26 protein-coding genes and 1 tRNA gene are annotated in these 18,054 nt (G+C 59.1%); 21 read left to right on the forward strand and 6 right to left on the reverse strand.

Annotation, left to right across the window (positions count from 1 at the left end; all coding sequences use genetic code 11):
- The first annotated feature begins 173 nt into the window (after window positions 1–173).
- On the forward strand, window positions 174–500 hold the full coding sequence (locus ACRTG1_RS21750; protein ID WP_432517156.1) for a helix-turn-helix transcriptional regulator: 327 nt from the start codon (window positions 174–176) through the stop codon (window positions 498–500).
- Between the two features lie 495 nt (window positions 501–995).
- On the opposite strand, the gene ACRTG1_RS21755 is transcribed toward ACRTG1_RS21750, so the two are convergent.
- The 4 genes from ACRTG1_RS21755 to ACRTG1_RS21770 form a co-directional block, all read right to left on the reverse strand.
- Window positions 996–1,280: a hypothetical protein gene (locus ACRTG1_RS21755; protein ID WP_432517157.1), complete on the reverse strand. Its 285-nt coding sequence runs from the start codon at window positions 1,278–1,280 to the stop codon at window positions 996–998.
- 18 nt (window positions 1,281–1,298) lie between these two features.
- The gene (locus ACRTG1_RS21760; RefSeq protein WP_432517159.1) at window positions 1,299–1,628 is read right to left on the reverse strand and encodes a hypothetical protein; all 330 of its coding nucleotides are present in this window, start codon (window positions 1,626–1,628) and stop codon (window positions 1,299–1,301) included.
- A 43-nt stretch (window positions 1,629–1,671) separates the two neighbouring features.
- The gene (locus tag ACRTG1_RS21765; protein ID WP_432517160.1) at window positions 1,672–2,160 is read right to left on the reverse strand and encodes a hypothetical protein; all 489 of its coding nucleotides are present in this window, start codon (window positions 2,158–2,160) and stop codon (window positions 1,672–1,674) included.
- 547 nt (window positions 2,161–2,707) lie between these two features.
- Window positions 2,708–3,547, reverse strand: coding sequence for a S24 family peptidase (locus ACRTG1_RS21770; RefSeq protein ID WP_432517161.1), 840 nt, complete (start codon window positions 3,545–3,547; stop codon window positions 2,708–2,710).
- A gap of 81 nt (window positions 3,548–3,628) precedes the next feature.
- Here ACRTG1_RS21770 and ACRTG1_RS21775 point away from each other — a divergent pair, with 81 nt between their 5' ends.
- From ACRTG1_RS21775 to ACRTG1_RS21850, 16 genes are all read left to right on the forward strand, one after another.
- The gene (locus ACRTG1_RS21775) at window positions 3,629–4,195 is read left to right on the forward strand and encodes an HNH endonuclease (protein ID WP_432517162.1); all 567 of its coding nucleotides are present in this window, start codon (window positions 3,629–3,631) and stop codon (window positions 4,193–4,195) included.
- Window positions 4,192–4,830, forward strand: coding sequence for a hypothetical protein (locus ACRTG1_RS21780; RefSeq protein ID WP_432517163.1), 639 nt, complete (start codon window positions 4,192–4,194; stop codon window positions 4,828–4,830). Before ACRTG1_RS21775 ends, ACRTG1_RS21780 begins: the two co-directional genes overlap by 4 nt.
- A complete protein-coding gene (locus ACRTG1_RS21785) occupies window positions 4,827–4,994 on the forward strand; it encodes a hypothetical protein (RefSeq protein WP_432517165.1) in 168 nt (55 codons plus the stop codon). Before ACRTG1_RS21780 ends, ACRTG1_RS21785 begins: the two co-directional genes overlap by 4 nt.
- Before the next feature lie 199 nt (window positions 4,995–5,193).
- Entirely contained in the window at window positions 5,194–5,571 is a 378-nt protein-coding gene (locus tag ACRTG1_RS21790) for a hypothetical protein (RefSeq protein WP_287959750.1), read from the forward strand.
- A complete protein-coding gene (locus ACRTG1_RS21795; protein WP_432517167.1) occupies window positions 5,568–6,107 on the forward strand; it encodes a hypothetical protein in 540 nt (179 codons plus the stop codon). Before ACRTG1_RS21790 ends, ACRTG1_RS21795 begins: the two co-directional genes overlap by 4 nt.
- Before the next feature lie 71 nt (window positions 6,108–6,178).
- Window positions 6,179–7,942 carry a DNA cytosine methyltransferase gene (locus tag ACRTG1_RS21800; RefSeq protein WP_432517169.1) on the forward strand — a complete coding sequence of 588 codons (1,764 nt, stop codon included), beginning with the start codon at window positions 6,179–6,181 and terminating at the stop codon, window positions 7,940–7,942.
- An 88-nt stretch (window positions 7,943–8,030) separates the two neighbouring features.
- Entirely contained in the window at window positions 8,031–8,603 is a 573-nt protein-coding gene (locus tag ACRTG1_RS21805) for an MT-A70 family methyltransferase (protein WP_432517171.1), read from the forward strand.
- Window positions 8,603–9,175 carry a hypothetical protein gene (locus ACRTG1_RS21810; RefSeq protein ID WP_432517173.1) on the forward strand — a complete coding sequence of 191 codons (573 nt, stop codon included), beginning with the start codon at window positions 8,603–8,605 and terminating at the stop codon, window positions 9,173–9,175. Before ACRTG1_RS21805 ends, ACRTG1_RS21810 begins: the two co-directional genes overlap by 1 nt.
- Window positions 9,172–10,608 (forward strand): replicative DNA helicase, encoded by a 1,437-nt coding sequence (locus tag ACRTG1_RS21815; RefSeq protein WP_432517175.1) that lies wholly within the window; start codon window positions 9,172–9,174, stop codon window positions 10,606–10,608. The genes ACRTG1_RS21810 and ACRTG1_RS21815 overlap by 4 nt, the downstream gene beginning before the upstream one ends.
- Window positions 10,605–10,877: a hypothetical protein gene (locus ACRTG1_RS21820; protein WP_206549020.1), complete on the forward strand. Its 273-nt coding sequence runs from the start codon at window positions 10,605–10,607 to the stop codon at window positions 10,875–10,877. The genes ACRTG1_RS21815 and ACRTG1_RS21820 overlap by 4 nt, the downstream gene beginning before the upstream one ends.
- Window positions 10,874–11,203, forward strand: coding sequence for a hypothetical protein (locus ACRTG1_RS21825; RefSeq protein WP_432517177.1), 330 nt, complete (start codon window positions 10,874–10,876; stop codon window positions 11,201–11,203). The genes ACRTG1_RS21820 and ACRTG1_RS21825 overlap by 4 nt, the downstream gene beginning before the upstream one ends.
- Window positions 11,200–11,652: a hypothetical protein gene (locus tag ACRTG1_RS21830; protein WP_432517179.1), complete on the forward strand. Its 453-nt coding sequence runs from the start codon at window positions 11,200–11,202 to the stop codon at window positions 11,650–11,652. Before ACRTG1_RS21825 ends, ACRTG1_RS21830 begins: the two co-directional genes overlap by 4 nt.
- Window positions 11,649–12,365, forward strand: coding sequence for a hypothetical protein (locus ACRTG1_RS21835; protein WP_432517181.1), 717 nt, complete (start codon window positions 11,649–11,651; stop codon window positions 12,363–12,365). The genes ACRTG1_RS21830 and ACRTG1_RS21835 overlap by 4 nt, the downstream gene beginning before the upstream one ends.
- 68 nt (window positions 12,366–12,433) lie before the next feature.
- Complete coding sequence (locus ACRTG1_RS21840) at window positions 12,434–12,949, forward strand: DUF305 domain-containing protein (protein WP_432517182.1); 516 nt, start codon at window positions 12,434–12,436, stop codon at window positions 12,947–12,949.
- Window positions 12,940–13,014: transfer RNA gene (locus ACRTG1_RS21845), tRNA-Met, on the forward strand. The genes ACRTG1_RS21840 and ACRTG1_RS21845 overlap by 10 nt, the downstream gene beginning before the upstream one ends.
- A 74-nt stretch (window positions 13,015–13,088) precedes the next feature.
- Window positions 13,089–13,319 carry a hypothetical protein gene (locus tag ACRTG1_RS21850; RefSeq protein ID WP_432517183.1) on the forward strand — a complete coding sequence of 77 codons (231 nt, stop codon included), beginning with the start codon at window positions 13,089–13,091 and terminating at the stop codon, window positions 13,317–13,319.
- Between the two features lie 29 nt (window positions 13,320–13,348).
- On the opposite strand, the gene ACRTG1_RS21855 is transcribed toward ACRTG1_RS21850, so the two are convergent.
- Window positions 13,349–13,564 carry a hypothetical protein gene (locus tag ACRTG1_RS21855; RefSeq protein ID WP_297557579.1) on the reverse strand — a complete coding sequence of 72 codons (216 nt, stop codon included), beginning with the start codon at window positions 13,562–13,564 and terminating at the stop codon, window positions 13,349–13,351.
- A gap of 171 nt (window positions 13,565–13,735) precedes the next feature.
- Window positions 13,736–13,975 (reverse strand): hypothetical protein, encoded by a 240-nt coding sequence (locus tag ACRTG1_RS21860; protein WP_432517185.1) that lies wholly within the window; start codon window positions 13,973–13,975, stop codon window positions 13,736–13,738.
- On the opposite strand from ACRTG1_RS21860, the gene ACRTG1_RS21865 reads away from it, so the two are divergent.
- The 4 genes from ACRTG1_RS21865 to ACRTG1_RS21880 are packed head-to-tail and all read left to right on the forward strand — an operon-like array spanning window position 13,968 to window position 18,053.
- Window positions 13,968–14,435, forward strand: coding sequence for a DUF2280 domain-containing protein (locus ACRTG1_RS21865; protein ID WP_432517187.1), 468 nt, complete (start codon window positions 13,968–13,970; stop codon window positions 14,433–14,435). The genes ACRTG1_RS21860 and ACRTG1_RS21865 overlap by 8 nt on opposite strands.
- Entirely contained in the window at window positions 14,432–15,853 is a 1,422-nt protein-coding gene (locus tag ACRTG1_RS21870; RefSeq protein WP_432517188.1) for a PBSX family phage terminase large subunit, read from the forward strand. Before ACRTG1_RS21865 ends, ACRTG1_RS21870 begins: the two co-directional genes overlap by 4 nt.
- Window positions 15,850–17,235, forward strand: coding sequence for a DUF1073 domain-containing protein (locus ACRTG1_RS21875; protein WP_432517190.1), 1,386 nt, complete (start codon window positions 15,850–15,852; stop codon window positions 17,233–17,235). The genes ACRTG1_RS21870 and ACRTG1_RS21875 overlap by 4 nt, the downstream gene beginning before the upstream one ends.
- The gene (locus tag ACRTG1_RS21880) at window positions 17,235–18,053 is read left to right on the forward strand and encodes a phage minor head protein (protein ID WP_432517225.1); all 819 of its coding nucleotides are present in this window, start codon (window positions 17,235–17,237) and stop codon (window positions 18,051–18,053) included. Before ACRTG1_RS21875 ends, ACRTG1_RS21880 begins: the two co-directional genes overlap by 1 nt.
- The last annotated feature ends 1 nt before the right edge of the window (window position 18,054 follow it).

The raw sequence follows: 18,054 nt of genomic DNA on the forward strand, positions 1-18,054 counted from the left end.
TCCGGCAGATCGGCGCGGGGTGCGCTTCTTCGTGCTGGAATATCAAATACGTACGAAATGTACGATTGTTGGTCAAGTACGTTTTGTACGATTTTTTTGACTTCGGCTAATGACGCCCGTACAAATGGCCATGCATCGCGATCGCGCGAGCGGCAGGAATTCAGGGAAAATCAATGAACGACGAGACGGAACTCACGCCGGCCGGGCAATGGTATCGAAACCGGGATGAATGGATCAGGCACGTTTTAGGGCGGGATTACCTGACCGCCGATTGCCAGCGGGTCGGCGTCTTCATCGCCATGCACATGAACCGGCGGGATAACCACACGAAGCACCAGCAGACGACAATCGCGAAGGATCTGGGGCTGGGCGTCGCGACGGTGAAGCGGTCAATCAAGAAGCTTCGAGAGGAAGGGTTGATTGACCTCGAAAAGGTGACGCGGGGTCGAAGGAATAGGGCGGTGAACCACTATTTTCTGATCTTCCCGTGGGCGTCCTAAGTATCACCAGTGATCCCTAGACTGGGTGTCACCAGTGATACCCCTAATAACGGTAGAACATAATAACGGTAGTTTGTGATTAGAGGATATAGGGCTCTGGAGAGGGAGTACTATATCTCTAGAGCCTACCTCTCAAACGTAGAAGGGAAGGGCGCTGTGCAGGATCTGTAGCATTCGAGGCCGTGATCCGGTAAAGCTCGCTGCTGTGCTTATGTCCTTCACGCCCTATGAGCTATTGATCTTCTACGTCGGTGCGCTCGGTTGGCCGTATGCGGTTCTCGCGGCGGCTTTCGCTGTATATCTCGGCGGTTGGGTTGTGAGGAAATGGTTCTACCGGATTGTCCTGTTCGCCTTAGCGGCTCTCCTAGTCTACCCGTCATTTGTTTTCTGGGGACTCTGGAGCTTAGCTAGGTGAACCGGCGGCGCGTTGATCTGGGTGCCGCCGCAGCTGGGGCAGGTATCAGGCGGAAGGTTGCGGCATCGCTTTCGCGAAACTTATTCGTCTTCCTCGTCCAGATCTTCAATCTCGATCAGGCCGGCCTCAATCCCCCAGTCCAGTATGATCGCGTTGACGGCTTCGTCACGGCTCATGTCGTTCACTTTCGCGAACTCGTCAGCCAGATCGGCCACTTCTGAAATCAAGGTGACGTCACCGGTTTTGACAAGCTTGCCTTGAAGTCGGCGCGCCGCCCGCCGCATCAGCACCTGGATCTCGATAGGTGTGAAGTCGTGCAGCGTCTTCGCGGTCTTGAGGAGTTCGTCGGCAAGCTTGTCTGTCATGTTGGGCCTTTGGAAGCGCTAGCAGCCCTTGTTCTTACGCACTGCGTTGATGGCGATCACCTCGCCCTTGTGCTGGGCAACGACGCCTTCCTTGTCGGCGCCGCCCAAGCTGCTCACCGGGACGCCGATGAGGAAAACGCCCACAGCATCGCCCTGCGCAGCCTGACGTTGAGATGCTTCGGCTTGCTGGAGTGCGAGCGAGCTGCGCTGATGTTCGGCAGCCAGCTGGCTGCATGAAAGGCCGCTATAGGCGTTGACGGGCATTGTCGATGGCGCAATTGCCTCTGGATTTTTTGCGCACCCGGTCAGCCCGATGGCCGCAGCCGCAATGATGATTTTCCCCCGCATATTTCCCCTCTCAAACGGTGTCATGAAGCTCCTGCGGAGAAAGCTATTTCCCGCAGAGCGCGCGCATTATCTCAAAGGTTTGTTTTGAGCCAACCGACGTGAAGACACCCTGTTTCTTCTCGGTTCGAAATGGTACGTCGGCACCGCCCGCAGCTTCAAATATCTGGATAATCGATCCTGTGTCTTCGGGAGTCGCGACGAGCCTCTTCCCAAAATGAGGAACCTCGCCGACCGTAAATGTGAAATCCACGGTGCCATCCCCGTGGCGGAATGTCGCCTTCGCACTTTGAGTAAACATCATGAAGCGCTCGGGCTGGAAAAACGACACCAGGTCGCCCGACGAGGCGCATGCGAAAGCGATCAGTGCTTTGTCAAATCCGTCACCGGATTCAGGCATCATCGCGAGCGGCAAAACGGTTTTGTCGAAGGTGTCTTGACGGAACTGAAGGCCCCAGCCTTCCTTCATCTCTTCGCTGATGGCTGTAGTTGTGCATGCTGCGAATAGCGCGCCGGCTAAGATAAGCCGCTTCATTGCAATCCCCCGCATGAAGCCCCCTCTATGCCCTCAGTTCGAGTTGTTCCTGTTTGCTCGCCATGTCGGCGGCGCTTGCCTCTTGCAAGACTTCGGATAGGTTATCGCGACGATGATTTGCCGACGTATCCGTGCTCTGCCATACAGCCTTTGAATACGGCGTCAGATGTTACGGCGCGAACGATTAGCCCGCCTCTCGTCTGGCCGAAGTTTCCGGCCGCTTTCCCTTGGCAGATTTGCTTTGCGCGCTCGAATTTAGCATTGCTACCGTTGCCGGTCCGCTCCCAGTCGCCAGATGTAGTGCTGCAGCCGCTAAGGGCTCCCAATACTGCGATAGCTGCAATCTTCCCCCGCATGTGTTCTCTCCCTGGTGATTTCGGCTCCTAGTGGCAGTGCACCCGCCCGCCATTGCTGTTGTCAGCATGGCAGCATTGTCCAGGTGGTGAGCTTTTGCGGCATCCACCTCCATGAGCATTGGCGGCGCTTGTCATGGCTATCAGTACCAGAGCGACAATTGTGATTGTTCTCTTCATGGTTTCCCCCTCCCTTAAACGTCCGTGATAATCCTCCGGACCCTGCCAAAAACGTACAGATCGCCATTCACCGGGATCGACGTGTGATCCGGGTTTGTGGAGTATGGTTGCAGGCGCTCGGGGTTGCGTCGATAGCGTTTGAACGTAGCTGCGCCGTTCCCGTGCGAGAAGATGTAATAGCGTCCATCAATGAGGCGGTCGTCGGCGCGGTTCACGAGGACAATTGCGCCGTCAGGGGCCACTCTGTCCATAGAGTCGCCTTCGACCGTCAGGGCAATCCATTCACCTTTGGGCATGTCAGCAACGCGCACCCATCGCTCGATGTCGTCGGTCGTGATGGCTGTTTGCTCGCGCAGGTGGCCGGCACTGACCATCGATAGGAGGGGCACATCCATATCGCTCCGGTCTTCTTCGGCTTCTTCGTCAAACAGGATCCATCCAGCGCGTGTCCCAAACAGGCGGGCATACTTTTCAGCGGCCTTCCGAGATATCGGACGATTGCCGTTTAGGTTGCTGGTTAAAGTGTTCTGATTGATCTCGCGAAATGCGCGCGCGGCCTCGGCAGGCGTATTGTAGCCCGCGTCGATCATGGCTTGGCGCAATCTGTCCTTCGGCTCTTCCATTCGTACAGAATGGCCGAAATTCATCGTCCAAGGTGTACGATTATGTCTTGATTTGAGATCGTACGTATTGTACGAAATTGACATGGCACAGGAACCTACATCCATTTCGGCCCTCATCGATGGGTGGAAAACGATTGCTGAGTTCGCGACGGAAGTTGGTTGCGGATACGAGGCTGCAAGGCAGATGCGGAAGCGCGAGAGCATCGCGCCAAGGCATTGGGCCGCAGTCATCGAGGCAAGCTCGAAACAAGGCATTGAGGGCGTGACGTATGAGTGGCTGGCGCGCGCCTGCGCTTCGGCGGAGGTCGCAGCATGAGCGACCTCCAGCCCACCACGTTCAAGCTCCGCGCTTTTGCCGAATGGATCGAAGCACAGGGCGGCAGCGTATTTGCGCCCACGAACGAATGGGAAGTGATCAGATACCGCCTTTCCGAGTGGGGCATTGCGGTAGTCCATCGAAACAAGAAGGGTAATCTGACAATCCCCGGCAAAGTACGTGCGGATTACTGCCGATTTCTCGACCAGACCGGGGCAGGGGGCGAACAGGCCATCCAGAAGATGCGCCGGCAGAACGGCGCGGCTCTGCGCAATTCGATCATCGACCGGCTGGAGCGGGAAACTGGCTACGCCTGCTGCTGCTACTGCGGGCAATTCGTCACGCGTGAAAGCTCTACGCTTGAGCATTTCGTTCCGATCTCGAAGGGCGGGCCGAACCACGAATTCAACCTCGGCATCGCCTGCGAGCCCTGCAACCTGGCAGTCGGAAGCAAGCCCGTTGTCGAGAAGCTGGTTATTCGTGATCAGATCCGGGCTGCGGTTCAAGATGTCGCTCCATGGGATGATTTCGACGCGCGCACCATCATGGGAGCTGCCGCATGACCTCCCACCAGACACAAGAACGCCGCGCTTCTCTCCTCCCCAGCGCGGCTAAAGCCGAGGGGGCTACTCAGTCCCCCCAAGACGCCCCCTCGGCACTCATTCGCGAAGATACGGATTTCCCCGGCCCGCACTCTCCCACGGTATCCGGCGGCATACCGGGCACACCAAGCAGCGATGCTTTGCGGGCGCAAAAATCTGGCGGGACCGGAATTACCGTTAGAGGCCGGGACGCCGAAGGCGCTACCCATCACCGCAAATCGCTGCGCGCCGCCAACGAATTCACTGACTCCCTTGGGTGTGGCGGGGCTTCGGCTTCCAGCACGTTCTTTGGGTGCGAGACGGTATCCAAGGGCCAGCCGGCCGGCATCTCGCGTCCTCTCGATGACAGATTGGAAAATCGAACTGTCCAAGACCGGCCGGCGCACAATCATGTCGAAGGCGTCACCGCATGGCATTTGAACCTCAAATGGACCGTGGCTGATACCGACCTGATGCTTGCGGCTGCGCGGCGCGGTCAGACGCCCACGCATATTGCGAGAACCATCCGGCGCGAAACCGGCAAGCCCTGCGCTCCCCATGAGGTTGAGCGCGTTCTGAGAAACGCTGATGTCCCGTTTGCGGAGCAGTCCGCATGACGATCCTCGCCATCATCCTATACGGGCTTGGCGTCATAGGCGCGATTGCTGCCGTAAAGCGGGAAGCGCCCACGGGCTTCCGTGAATGGGCAGTTTGCGTTGGCTGGCCTCTGGCGGTTGCCACCGCCATTGCCATGAGCCCGTTTAAGCGGGGGCGCAAATGACCCCCGCCAATCTTCAAAGAGCTCAAGCTGCACAGACTGAGGTTGCTGCTTCTGGCTGTGCATTCTGGGTTCCTTTCCTTCCTTTTCCGATCAAACCGTTTGGCTGTGCGGCCTCAACGGACGTGACCAATCTAGGCGGAAAGGAAGGGTCATGTCCGAACCAAGACGGTGCGAATCCGCACCGAAACGGGGTGAAACCATGAGTACGAGTGTTGCTGCGTATGAAGCGTTCGAACTCCTGAACGCTGGCACGAAAGATGTTTGGCGCGGTTGGGGCGATACCCAGACTGCGGCACGCGACAGGGCTGCCGAAGAAGCCGGGATCACACCGGCGCAGGCAGAGAGGCTTTGGAAGCACTGGAAGACGATGAAGTCGGTCAACGGCGATGTCTACCGGTGCCTCCGTAACCGATACGGGCACCTTTGCTCGTGGCTCGAAAACAAAGCCGACGCGATGGAGCGCCAGGCGCAGGCAATCGAGGAAATCAATGCGACTGATCACAGCCCTCTGCCGGCTCTGCAAGGCATGGCGCAGGCGCAGCAGTGCGCGGAAGACAGCGAGGAGAAACTGACATGAGCAAGTCGAAGAAGACCGAGCCCGCCACTGTGGGCCACAACTCCGAACGCGAGCAGTTCCAGGAGCAGCAGTTCCTCAATGCCTACCGGCAGATCAAGGAGCACGACTCCGACATGGCCGGCATCAAAGGGGAGATGTCGGGCATCTATGACCGGATCAAGAACCTGGGTTTCACGAAGGCCGATGTGAAGTGGGCGAAGGAACTCGAAGACAAGGACGCCGGCGATATCATCGCCACGATGCAGCGGCGCATCCGCATCGCTCGCATGTTCGGCCACGGTCTCGCCCGCCAGTTCGACATGTTTGATGAGGACCGCACTCCCATTGAAGAGCGCGCTTATGAAGAAGGTTTGGCAGCCGGCAAGCTCCGCAAGGATGCGACGAACCCATATGGCGCCGACAGCAAGGCAGGGCAGGAGTGGCAGCGTGGTCTGAATGACGGGCACGCATTCGCCAACAAGGATCTGTCGCACGTCCTGAACGAGGGCGATCCCGAGTTTCCCGACGAAGAGCCTGCGGCCGTCGCTGCCGAGTAGCCGTTGCGTGCCCTGCGTCGCGGCTTAGACGGCGCACCCCGATTGAGGCGATGAACCTGCCAGGGATCCAGATGCAGAAGATCAGAAAACCGAAAAAGATGCTCGTAGCCGACCTGCTTTGTGGTGCTGGCGGTTCTTCCACGGGAGCATCGCGCGCCTTGGCTGAACTCGGTCTCGACATGGAACTGGTGTGCGTCAATCACTGGCCAACGGCGATCGACACGCATCAACGCAATCATCCCGAAGCACGGCACTTTGTGCAGGACATTGCGACTGTCCGTCCGCACATTCTCGTGCCCGAAGGCTACCTCGACCTGTTGATGGCATCGCCAACCTGTACCCACCACAGCGTGGCTCGCGGTGGCAAGCCAACCAGCGATCAGCAGCGTTCTGATCCTTGGCACATCATTACCTGGCTCACCGAACTCCGTGTGAAGCGGATTATCATCGAGAACGTCTGGGAGTTCACGAGCTGGGGGCCGGTTGATCGCAGAACCGGTCGCCCGATCAAGAGCCGCAAGGGCGAGTACTTTCATGCTTGGATCGAGACGCTGAAAAGGCTTGGCTTCGATCCGGAGTGGCGAAAGCTCAATGCCGCTGATTTCGGAGATGCCACCACGCGTCAGCGCTTCATTCTGATGGCGCGTTCGGATGGGCGAAAGGTCCACTGGCCGATGCCGACGCATCGCAAGCGGACTGAGGTGAAAGGCGAACTTTTCTCCGACGCGAAGCCATGGCGCCCAGCTCGGGAAATCATCGACTGGTCGATCAAGGGCAAGTCGATTTTCAATCGGAAGAAGGCGCTCGCTCCAAAGACCCTAATGCGCATCTATGCAGGTGCGGTGAAGCACAGGTGGCCCGGGCCGTTCATCGTTGTGCTTCGCAATCACATGGCCGCACAGGGGCTCGAAGCGCCACTTCCGACCATCGCAGCGAACGGGCAGCATATCGCGCTTGCGGAGCCGGTTGTCGTCAATATGAAGGGCAAATCGACAGCGACCGGCGTATCAGAACCATTGCCTACGCAGACCGCGCACGCAGGCCATCTCTACTCCGCAGAGCCGCTGCTGCTGTCACAACACAACAGCGGAGCCGCGCGCTCGGCAAGTGATCCGTTGCCAACCATCACCACCGGTGGTGCCGGGACCGAAGTGCGTCCCGGCTGCGCAAGACCAATGCTGGTCACAGTTGCGCATGGAACGGATGCCCGCGACAAAGACCCATACACTCGACGCGCGCACGATATCGAAGATCCGTTGGGCACCGTGCATGGTGATGGCAGTTCATGTGCAGTCGTTGAGCCGTTCGTGTTGTCGCAAGCATCTGGCGGTTCGCCCCGTGCGGTTTCAGACCCCTTGCCAACGTCCACAACGGGCGGGGCTGGCGGCGCGCACGCTCTGATCTCAGCCTACTATGGAGCAAACTCGACCTGCACGAGCGATGCTGATCCGCTGCCGACTGTGACGACAAAGGATCGTTTCGGCGTCGTCGTTCCGGTCACACACAGCCAGGGTGGGAACGGAAGCCGTTCCGTTGATGAGCCCATCCCCACCATCACGACGGCTAAAGGTGGCGAGTTCGCGCTGGCTGAGGCGTTTGATGGCTACGACATCCTTTTCCGAATGTTGGAGCCGCACGAGCTGGCGTCTGCCATGGGGTTCAATACCGAAGACCAGCAGTACGAGTTCGCCGGCACCAAGACCGACAAGATCAAGCAGATCGGGAACGCGGTTTCTGTTGCGAAAATGAAGGCGTGCGTCAGTGCGATCATGGCCGATGCCGCCCCGAAAGAGATCGCGAAATGTGATGCCGAGTTCATGGAGGCGGCGGAATGACCGAGCGCACCCGTTTCCTGATCATCAACTGGTCCATCGCCATTGCGGGCATTTTCATCTTTGGCGCGGCTATGTGGGGAGGGGAGTGATGCGATTGTTCGACTGGCCATTTGGCGACATCAACCCGCATTCCTTCGATCTGATCATGTGTGATCCTGCTTGGACATTCGAACTGCGTTCGGGGAAGGGCGAAGGCAAGTCTGCGCAGGCGCAATACCGCTGCCAGAGCCTCGATGAGATCAAAGCGTTGCCGGTTCTCGACTTGGCTGCACCGGACGCGCTCCTTTGGCTCTGGGCCACCAATCCAATGCTGCCGCAGGCGCTCGAGGTTCTGAATGCCTGGGGCTTCACCTTCAAGACAGCCGGAGCGTGGGGCAAGACGACGGTCAACGGCAAGCTCGCCTTCGGCACCGGCTACATCTTCCGCAGCGCTCACGAACCCATCCTGATCGGAACGCGGGGTGAGCCGAAGACCACCAAGTCCGTCCGGTCGCTGATCATGGGGCAGGCCAGAGAGCACTCCCGCAAACCGGAAGAAGCTTACCGGGCTGCCGAGCAGTTGATGCCCCGCGCGCGCCGGATCGAGCTTTTCAGCCGCACCAACCGGCCCGGCTGGACGGTCTGGGGCGATGAGGCAGGCAAATTCGGGGAGGCTGTGTGATGGCACTCATTCTCGGACTGGATATCGCCACGACGACTGGCTTCGCCTGGTACGACACAGATGCATCTCTGTCAGCTGTCAGGCCCGGATCGTTCAAGATCGACGGTGAATGCTACGAGGCCCGCGCCGGCGAGATGGGCCAGCGCATCATCAAGATGGTCAAGCAAACCCGCCCGGATTTCGTGGTGATTGAGCGTCCGGCCCGCAACGTCATGCAGCATCGGAAGAAGACGACCGACTTCGCCGGCGAGCATGAAGAGATGACGATCAACGCCGGGACGGCACTCCTTCTGAACCAGCTTACCGGTGCGGCCTCAGCCATCGTTCGGGCCTATCAGATCCCGTTCGAGATCGTTGCGCCGGAAACATGGCGCAAGCAGTTCCTTGGATTTGGACGGCGGCCGGGATGGAACCGGAAGGACTGGAAGAAGGCGGCACGGGATCGCTGCCGGCAGCTTCGTATCACCGTCACCAATGACGATCAGGCAGACGCGGTTGGATTGGCGTTCGCTGGACCGTCCTGCCAGACATTCAAGATGGTTCAGGCGAGCCGGACAGGAGCGGCGGCATGACCGATATCCAGAAGCCACTCCCTCACAACATCGAGCTCGAGCAAGAGCTGCTTGGCTGCATCCTGATGAACAATGACTGCTTCGACCTCGTTGCCCGGTCGCTGCAGCCCGAGCATTTCTATGAGCGGGTTCACCAGATCGTTTTCGAGGCCATGGGGAAGATGATCACCATTGGCCGGAAGGTGAACCCCACCACGCTCAAGAGCTATATGCCGGAAGATGCGAAGATTGCCGACGATCTGAACCTCGGGCAGTACCTGGCACGACTGGCGGTAAACGCTGTATCGCCGGTCATGGCGCGGGAATACGCACTGGGCATTCACGATCTTTGGGTGTCACGGGGTTTGATGGCGGATCTTGAAGAAGCCCGTATGGCGCTTGCCAATCGTGAACCTGATGTCGATCCGTTCGCGGTCATTGCTCCAATCGAGGACCGGATCGCCAAGCTGCGCGGCCAGCGCATTGCGACAGGGGAAGCCAGTCAGCACGGGCAGAGCTATCTCGACAGCATCACGAAGGCGCAGCAGCGCGGGGGCGTCTCTGGCGTCCCGATCTGCCTGCAAGAGATATCCGAGGTGATCTCGTCGCCGGTGTTCGAGGCTGGCAACCTTTATGGCCTTCTGGCATCCAGTGGGGAGGGCAAAAGCTCTCTGACGCTCCAGGTCATCGCCCATGCGCTCAGGAAGGGGCATCCGGTCCTGTTCCTGTCATTCGACCAGAATGCCGATCAGTGCATCCGGCAGATGGTGGCACAGGAGTTCTCAATCGAGGCCCGGCGCCAGCTTTTCGGCGACGTGTCGGAAAAGGAAATGAAGAAGGCCGTCGACTTCGCCACCTGGATTGACCGCCAGTCGTTCAAGGTCATCAAATGCACGGATCAGAGCGCGCCGCAGCTCGTCGGGCTGGCTAGGTCTTTCATCCGCACAAATGGCAACGGTAAGGTGCCTCTGGTCGTTGTGGATCACATCCGGGCGATCAAGGCAGAGGACCGCAGGTCCGACGAGGGCACGAAAGCGCTCCAGATCGGCAACATCCTCAAGGGCGGAGCTGAACAGACGCGCGCCGCTTGGCTGATCCTGAACCAGCGCAACACCTCGGGCATGAGGCGAGACAACCCCCGGCCGATCATCGCTGATCTGTTCGGCGGTGAGGGTGCCTTGGCCCCGTTCGATGCGATCTTCTACCTCTACCGCTTCCTGAAGTTCTATCAGCAGGCCAAATCGACGGCCTCGACCGGATCGGACTGGAAGAAAATCGACAAGGTGTTTCCGTCCGCCGTACGCGAGGAAAACGAGGACATCGCAGAGATTGGCGTCATCAAGAGCCGGTTCGGCAACCCACACATCACAAGCCGGCTGATCTTTGAAGCCACGTTCACTCGCTACAAGTCGGAACGGCAGAACGACGCCGATCTTCAAGAGGCAATGCTATGAACTGTTTTGCAACCCGCGCCAAACGCTCTGGCATGGACTGGATCGGTCAATTCCGAGCAGGGGAGCATGGCGCTTGGCAGACGGTCTGCCAAAAGGGCGAGCCCCAGCCTTTCCCAGATGCCCGGTCAGCAAAGATTGCCGCGCAGGCCGCGCTGATCGCCTACATGAATGGCAACTATGTCAGCGCGAGAGCAAAGGCCGAGCACGAATGGCGCGCTGGCACCATTCATCGCGCCGGCAAACGCCCGGTGGAGGTGGTCAAGGCGTGAGCGATCGCACTCCCTGCATCAACCCGCGTTGCCGGCGCACAGGCCCGGCGGATGAGTTTCCCGGAGAAATGATCTGCGGCAAGTGCTTCCGGTCATTGCCGGAGGGCGTGCGCAGAGAACATCGACGGCTGTGGCGCGAGATCAGGAAGTGGGAGCGACGCATCACGCGCACCAGCGATGAGATGAAGATCGTGAAGTTGCACAACATCGTGACGCGTCTCTCATGGCAACTCAGCAGGCATTGGGACAGGGAGATCAAGCCACTGTTCCTTGCACCTGAGAAGCCCGAAGGTCTCGACGCGTTTCTAGAGGAGATGGGCCTGTGACAGCCATCCCAGCTCATATCCAACGCCTTTGCGATGAATTCGGCATCAAAGTCATCGATGGGCATCGTTATCCCGAAGTGGGAGAAACGCGAGCAGTGGTGACGCTGGATCGGATCTACCGCAAATTTGGAGAGGCCCATGTAAGACTGGTGCTGACCACGATCAGGGAAGCCGGCAACAACCTGCTTTTGATGGATGAGAGCGGCTTCTGGATGGTCTCGGACATGGTGAGGCGGTGTCAGGGCATCATCGAGCGGGATGCAAGCGCATGGCTTGAGACATGGGACATGATCCCCGGCGGTGAACTGCAGTTCGTTGCGCAGGAGCTGAGGAGCGTTGTCCCGACGCGCTTCGCCTTGGGCGGGATGGTCTATGAGCGCCTGTTCCGCCGCTTCGGCCCGAACTCTGATCAACTCGACATGCTGGATGACCGCCGGAGGATGACATGAACATCGAAGAGATCGCAGAGCGCCTTATCAGGGCGGCGGAGATCGAGAGCGTCGGCAACCGCGTGGGACCGGCCCCGCTACGCGCCCAGCAGCTCCCCTACGTCCATTCCGACGACGACATGAGGAATTGGGGTCACAGGCGAGGGGAGCGCCGCAGCCGCGATCCTCTGGCCAATGCCTGCCGCCTTCTCCGTGAGGACGAGGACGCCCATGCGCTCTATCGGCGGGAGTTCTTCGAGAAGACCGAATACACGGCGCGAGACATCTCGGAGGCCGAGGAAGCGCAGGGTTGGTATGCGCTGGTCGACAACGAGGCCAACAGGGCCGCGCTCGCTGCTTGGGTGCGCTGCATGGCTGACCACAAGCGGCTGTTCTTCAAGGACTGGTGCGCCGGTCAGGACATCACGCCGAAGACGGGAAGGGCGCGGAAAAATCGCGCTCTTTCGTCAATTCTTGCACGTCTGGCTCGCAGGAGTGTGCAGAATTGCAATAACTCCGAAAATGAGGGGTTCCCTGTTCCCCCAGAAAACGGGCATATTATGCCCAACATCGAAGACGAGCGCGCTGAGGAAAGAGGCGTCACGTCATGGGCCTCAGACGAGGCGTTCACCAGCTACTTCTCAAACGATCCGGCGGACTTCTCTTGGTCTGATCGGCGCAACGAGCGCCGGCGGCAGAGGGAAGCCAAGAAGCGGAAGCAGGAGGCGGCTTAGACCAAACTTGGAACAATCGAACGGCTCACGACTTGCCCCCACATTCGTGGAGAGATGTGGAGGAGAGAATGAGCTATGTCCGCTTCGGCGCAATGATCGCCACCTCGACGCTCGTCATGTTCGGGCTCATGTACCTCAACACGTATGCTGTCGATCATATCTGGTTCAGCCAAACACGTGCTTGGATGGCCCTCCTGATGGGGGCAACCATGGCCGTGGTGATGCTCTCGTTCATGTGGGCGATGTACAGCAGCCGAACTGCAAACATCGGTATTTTGGCAGCCGGCGCTGTCGCGTTTGCCTTGTCGCTCTGGCTGGTGCGGAGTCAGGAGACGGTCGATGACGTCTCCTACATGAAGGCGATGATCCCGCATCACTCCATCGCCATTCTGACGAGTGAGAGGGCGCACATCAAAGACCCGCGCGTTCGCGAACTGGCCGATGAGATCATCGAGGCACAGGTGCGCGAGATCGGTGAGATGAAGGCGTTGATCGCTGATCTTGAGAAGAACCCTGTGCCGGATGGTGCGCCCGATCTGCCGCCGCGGTCAACAGACGAGGGATTGGCTTCAACAGCACCGTAGAGCAGTGGTAGCTCGCTAGGCTCATAACCTGGAGGTCGCGCGTTCGATCCGCGCCGGTGCAACCACCGATCACAACTTGGAACCAGGCACTCCGCGATACGTTTTCAGTGCAGCACACCAACCACCACAGGAGGTGATGATGCGCACTCGAACGTATATGACAGGGATGCTCGCGCTTCCGATCAACGCCATGCTCTTCGGAGCGGGTGCCGTGCTGGTTCTCTCAGTCCCGGCGCTGTTCTCGATGGCTGAATATCTGCTGCCGGCTGTGATCGTGACAAGTATCGCATTGACCGTTCCGCTGGCGTGGTGGCTCGCCCCCATGCTGAGGTCTCGCAATCACTATCCCGAGTTCAATCGGAAATGGTAGCTGGCGACCTCTGGCGGGAGTGGTAGGGGTCAGTAGGTGTCTCGTTCCCGCTCCCGTGAGCCCTGCAGCCACAGGGCATAGAAGATCAGCGGCGCGGATATGATTGTGATCAGGATGGATCGCACGAGTGTCGCAGCCATCGTGTGATGGTCTTCGAAAAGCATGACGGTGATCGCCGCCGCAACGTGTGCCAGAGCGGCGATCAGAAAGCCGAGGACAAGTGCCCTCCATGCAAGCAACAGCATGAGTTTATGTCCGGTTGTTTATTGGTCTCGCGCAAACGGACCTAATAAACGGCGAACAAATGGCCGCACGCTGCGACAAATGCTCACGGTGGTGATCGTTGCTTCAGAAGAGAATGGATCAGAACGCCCCGGCCATGCGCTGGGGCTTCTCGTATGTGGAGAGGTGGGAAGCTACTTATGCAACACTTCAAACTGGAGCTGATCAAGCTCCTCATGAGGAACTAGCCTATCCTCCCTTGCGCACTTCCTAGCCTCCGCAATGAAATCTGCATCAACCGGATCATCCCCCATGAGGTTAACCTCGATAGGGTAGGAGGCCAGCACCTTTCCGGTGCGGTTTTTCACTTCAACTTTTCGATGCACTGCAGCATCCCTCTCACTTAGACCGGACCTAGACGCAGCGATGGCCAAAGCAAAACTCTCCGATGAGGTGAAAACCTTCATCGTCCAAGCCCTCGCATGCTTCGACAGTCCATCTGCTGTTGCGGGTTCGGTCAAGAAAGAATTCCAAATTGAGGTGAGCCGCCAACTGGTGGAAAGCCACGATCCGAACAAAAAGGCGTCGGTCGGCCTAGCCACCAAGTGGCGTATCCTATTTGAGGAAACCCGCAAGGCTTTCCTCGAGGATATGGCGGAGATTGCTATAAGCCATCGGGCGGTTCGACTGCGAGCGCTGCAACGCATGGCCGAGAAGGCTGAGGAGCGGGGCAAATTGCCGCTGGCAGCATCTTTGTTGGAGCAGGCGGCCAAGGAAGTCGGTGAGGCCTACACAAATCGACATAAGCACGAGCACACCGGTCGGGACGGCGGTCCGATCCAGACCGAAACCAAGACCTGGCGCGAGGTGCTGAGGGAAGAGGGTGGCGAGTGAATGTGCATGTCGCTCTCACAAACCCGGCCCTTTATGATTTCTGGGAGCAGGTATTCCTAGGGCAGGCCGACACCGCCGTTCTTCATGGTGGCCGGTCCAGCTCCAAGACCAGAGACACGGCCTGTCAGCTCGTCCGGCTGGTTGATCATATCCCGGTTCGGATGCGCGTGATGTGTGTCCGGCGCTATCAGAACCGCATTCAGGAATCGGTCTACACCGAGTTGAAATGGGCGATCAGCCACCTCGGATTGAATGACGCATTCGACATCCAGAAGACGACGATCATCCACCGGGCGACCGGTTCGGAGTTCATCTTCTACGGGATCGAGCGCAACATTGATGAGATCAAAGGCACCTCTGATATCGACATCCTCTGGGTCGAAGAGGCGGAAAAGCTCACCGAGGAACAGTGGGTGATCATCGGCCCCACTATCCGAAAGGAAGACAGCCTCGCGATCCTGCTCTTCAACCCGAAGCTGGTCACGGACTACGTCTGGAAGAACTTCGTCGTAAAATCGCCCCCTCACTGCGTGGTGCGTAGGATCAACTATACGGAGAACCCGTTCCTTTCGAAGAAGGCCCTTCGCGACATCGCGACGATGAAGGAAGACGATCCGGAGATGTTCGAGCACGTCTATCTGGGCGTGCCTCTGGGTGATGGCGAGCTCTCGATCTTCAAACGTCGCTGGCTGGATGCCTGTGTCGATGCGCACAAGGTTCTTGGCCTCGATCTAGTTGGCCGGAACGTCATCGGTTTCGATCCGGCAGATGACGGCGAAGACAAGTGCGCCACGGCCGACAAGATCAATGGCGTGTTCGAAGATGCCGAGGATTGGGCGTCCGGCAAGGACGAACTGGTCCAGAACGCCAAGAAGGTGTGGGCGAAGGCGAAGCACCGTAACGCGCTGGTCTCATACGACACCATTGGCGTGGGTGCCTTTGTCGGCGGCTACATCGATGAGCAAAACGAGGTCAACGGCGCCGATGTGCAGCACTTCGCCTTTCATGCAGGCGGTGGCGTCATGGATGGTGACAGGCCGAGCGATCCACAGAACAGCAACAGCCCGCTGAACAAAGACGAATATCTGAACCTTAAGGCGCAGGCGTGGGCGAACACGGCCCGCAAGGCGATGCTGACGTTCAATGCGGTCACGCGTGGCCAGTCGGTCAAGCCAGAGGATGTCTTGTCGTTCTCGTCCGAAATGGGGGAGGCGAAGCTGGACGCCCTGTTTACCGAGCTTTGCGTGCCCTGGTGGGTGGAGAGCGAAGGAAAGAAGCGCGTCGTGCCCAAGATCAAGCTCAAGAAAGAATTGGGCGTGAAGTCTCACAACCTCGCCGACGCTGTGATTGCGGCAGACAACGTGAATATCGTTCAGATCGGCTACACCCTCGCACAAATGCGGAAGGCATTCACATGACTGACAAGCCCCGCATCAGGGTAGACCAGAAGGGCGCGATCAAGGCGGTCGATGGCGTTGTATTTGCCGACGGCATGGCGAACGTCATCACCGGTCTGGGCCACGCAAACATGAAGTCTGCGGCCACGCGCTATGTGCCGGAGTTCGATGGACACGAGCGCGACAACGCCTATCGGGCATCAACCTGGTATCGCAAGATCGTCAACATCCCTGCTGCCGACGCTGTGCGCGAATGGCGCGCATGGCAGGCGGAGAAGGAACAGATCGAGGCTATCGAGGCCGAGGAACAGCGCCTTGGTGTGCGTCAGGTCGTCTATCAGGCGCTCCTTACGGCCCGTCATGCCGGTGGTGCCGTCATTCTGGTGGGCGGCTTGCCCGGGCAGACCATGCAGCCGCTCAATATTGACCGTATCGGGCGGGGCGCTATCCGCTATCTGACGGTCCTCGGGCGCGATGACATCACGCCGGGGCAGATCATCCGCGACCCCATGTCGGATTGGTTCGGCCAGCCAGAGAAATGGACGCTGACAACCGACGGAACATCCTTGGATATCCATCCATCCCGCGTGGTGTTCGTCAACGGCCGCACAGTGCCAGGGGCAGTGCGAAGGACCGGCGAAGTGTGGGGCGACAGTATCTGGGTGCAGATGGCGGACTCCATCCGCGCAGCTGACAACTCGGCCGGCGTGATCGACGCTCTGCTGCATGAAGCCAAGATCGACATTGTGCGCATCAAGGACATGGTGTCCCAGATGGCGTCGGGCGCCTCGGAGCAGGACTACATCAAGCGCTGGACCATGGTTGCCGCGCTCAAGAGCATCAGCAACGTCTTGATGCTGGATGGCGAAGACGAATGGAGCCAGAAGCAGGTCAGCTGGTCGGGCCTGCCAGATATTGCCCGGACGCTCATCATCATCATGGCGGGTGCCGCAGACATTCCGGTGACGCGCCTTCTCATGGAGCAGCAGAAGGGCCTCTCTGGCAACGACAACGGGTCGCTGCGCCATTACTACGACAGCATCCGCACAATTCAGGAGCTGGAGTATACCCCGGCTCTGCGCCCACTGGACGAAATGGTGATCCGCTCGGCGCTCGGCCAGCGCGATCCTGCGATCTGGTACAGCTGGCGGCCCCTGTGGACGCTGGATGAGAAGGATCAGGCCGAAGTGGATAAGCTGGAGGCCGAGGCCGCAGAGATCTATGGCCGGTCTGGTCTGGTGCCGCAGGATGCCCTTGGCGAGATGGTGCAGAACCGTCTGATCGAGAGCGAAAGCTGGCCCGGAGCCGACACCGCCTATGATGCAGCCAAGGAAGCGCTGGAGCTGCCGGAGGTTGGTGAGGATGAAGACGATCCTTCTGCGATAGCGCCTGAGGAAGCTTGATGCGCATCGATCTAGCCGCGCAGGCCCGCGCTGCCGGTGTGAGGCGGGATCGCATCGAAATGCGCGAGATCACGCCCACGCAGGCGCAGCAAAGCGATCTGGCGCGGCTCTACGTCGCTGTTGTGCGTGTCTGGGCCATTAGGGCGCGTGAGCGCGTCTTGCCCGCCTACAAGCGCTCTCTGTCCGAACAGCGGGCATCCGATAGCCTGACCATCGATAGGGCAGGTGAGGTGGAAGTCGAGATCGAGGCAGTTGAAGGTGAGGCGGTTCGCTCGATCTTCACCTTCCGGGGGCTGTTTCAGGCATGGGCCGACGCAATGCAGCGTTGGCACATGGGCAAGGTGATCAGCCAGTTGCGCTATGCGGCTGACGTTGACCTGTCCACGCAGATTCATGCCGGCGACGTGCAGGAGACCATGGAAGACATTCTCGCGCGGAATGTCGCGCTGGTCCGCAACGTGAGCGATCAGACGCGGGGCCGCATCGCAGACATCGTTTTCCGGGGCTTGCAGAGCCGGACACCAGCCCGCGAGGTCGCCAAGGAGATCAACGCGGCGCTGCAGCTGGGTCGGAAACGGTCACTGCGTATCGCCATGGACCAGACGCAAAAGCTGTCTGCATCGCTCGACCGCGACCGGCAATTGCAGCTTGGCATGAAGAAATTCGAGTGGGTTCACAGCGGCAAGATCCATTACCGCCCTGAGCATCTGGCCCGCAACGGGAAGGTGATCCCGTGGAACAGTGAGATCGGCAAGAAAGACCCGCCAGGCTTCCAGCCCTTCTGCGGCTGCAAGGCCAAGGGGGTGCTGGAGCTTTAGA

Origin of the sequence: Nitratireductor sp. PBL-C9, from assembly GCF_050877045.1 — a bacterium.
Classification (GTDB): Bacteria; Pseudomonadota; Alphaproteobacteria; order Rhizobiales; family Rhizobiaceae; genus Nitratireductor; species Nitratireductor aquimarinus.

What these genes read in the sequence shown, in the direction of transcription:
- ACRTG1_RS21815 (WP_432517175.1), top strand. Translation starts at nt 9,172, where the DNA reads ATGACCGATATCCAGAAGCCACTCCCTCACAACATCGAGCTCGAGCAA.
- ACRTG1_RS21840 (WP_432517182.1), top strand. Translation starts at nt 12,434, where the DNA reads ATGAGCTATGTCCGCTTCGGCGCAATGATCGCCACCTCGACGCTCGTC.
- ACRTG1_RS21820 (WP_206549020.1), top strand. Translation starts at nt 10,605, where the DNA reads ATGAACTGTTTTGCAACCCGCGCCAAACGCTCTGGCATGGACTGGATC.
- ACRTG1_RS21855 (WP_297557579.1), bottom strand. Translation starts at nt 13,564, where the DNA reads ATGCTGTTGCTTGCATGGAGGGCACTTGTCCTCGGCTTTCTGATCGCC.
- ACRTG1_RS21850 (WP_432517183.1), top strand. Translation starts at nt 13,089, where the DNA reads ATGCGCACTCGAACGTATATGACAGGGATGCTCGCGCTTCCGATCAAC.
- ACRTG1_RS21775 (WP_432517162.1), top strand. Translation starts at nt 3,629, where the DNA reads ATGAGCGACCTCCAGCCCACCACGTTCAAGCTCCGCGCTTTTGCCGAA.
- ACRTG1_RS21760 (WP_432517159.1), bottom strand. Translation starts at nt 1,628, where the DNA reads ATGCGGGGGAAAATCATCATTGCGGCTGCGGCCATCGGGCTGACCGGG.
- ACRTG1_RS21795 (WP_432517167.1), top strand. Translation starts at nt 5,568, where the DNA reads ATGAGCAAGTCGAAGAAGACCGAGCCCGCCACTGTGGGCCACAACTCC.
- ACRTG1_RS21790 (WP_287959750.1), top strand. Translation starts at nt 5,194, where the DNA reads ATGAGTACGAGTGTTGCTGCGTATGAAGCGTTCGAACTCCTGAACGCT.
- ACRTG1_RS21755 (WP_432517157.1), bottom strand. Translation starts at nt 1,280, where the DNA reads ATGACAGACAAGCTTGCCGACGAACTCCTCAAGACCGCGAAGACGCTG.
- ACRTG1_RS21750 (WP_432517156.1), top strand. Translation starts at nt 174, where the DNA reads ATGAACGACGAGACGGAACTCACGCCGGCCGGGCAATGGTATCGAAAC.
- ACRTG1_RS21765 (WP_432517160.1), bottom strand. Translation starts at nt 2,160, where the DNA reads ATGAAGCGGCTTATCTTAGCCGGCGCGCTATTCGCAGCATGCACAACT.
- ACRTG1_RS21880 (WP_432517225.1), top strand. Translation starts at nt 17,235, where the DNA reads ATGCGCATCGATCTAGCCGCGCAGGCCCGCGCTGCCGGTGTGAGGCGG.
- ACRTG1_RS21780 (WP_432517163.1), top strand. Translation starts at nt 4,192, where the DNA reads ATGACCTCCCACCAGACACAAGAACGCCGCGCTTCTCTCCTCCCCAGC.
- ACRTG1_RS21835 (WP_432517181.1), top strand. Translation starts at nt 11,649, where the DNA reads ATGAACATCGAAGAGATCGCAGAGCGCCTTATCAGGGCGGCGGAGATC.
- ACRTG1_RS21810 (WP_432517173.1), top strand. Translation starts at nt 8,603, where the DNA reads ATGGCACTCATTCTCGGACTGGATATCGCCACGACGACTGGCTTCGCC.
- ACRTG1_RS21800 (WP_432517169.1), top strand. Translation starts at nt 6,179, where the DNA reads ATGCAGAAGATCAGAAAACCGAAAAAGATGCTCGTAGCCGACCTGCTT.
- ACRTG1_RS21770 (WP_432517161.1), bottom strand. Translation starts at nt 3,547, where the DNA reads ATGACTGCGGCCCAATGCCTTGGCGCGATGCTCTCGCGCTTCCGCATC.
- ACRTG1_RS21785 (WP_432517165.1), top strand. Translation starts at nt 4,827, where the DNA reads ATGACGATCCTCGCCATCATCCTATACGGGCTTGGCGTCATAGGCGCG.
- ACRTG1_RS21805 (WP_432517171.1), top strand. Translation starts at nt 8,031, where the DNA reads ATGCGATTGTTCGACTGGCCATTTGGCGACATCAACCCGCATTCCTTC.
- ACRTG1_RS21875 (WP_432517190.1), top strand. Translation starts at nt 15,850, where the DNA reads ATGACTGACAAGCCCCGCATCAGGGTAGACCAGAAGGGCGCGATCAAG.
- ACRTG1_RS21865 (WP_432517187.1), top strand. Translation starts at nt 13,968, where the DNA reads ATGGCCAAAGCAAAACTCTCCGATGAGGTGAAAACCTTCATCGTCCAA.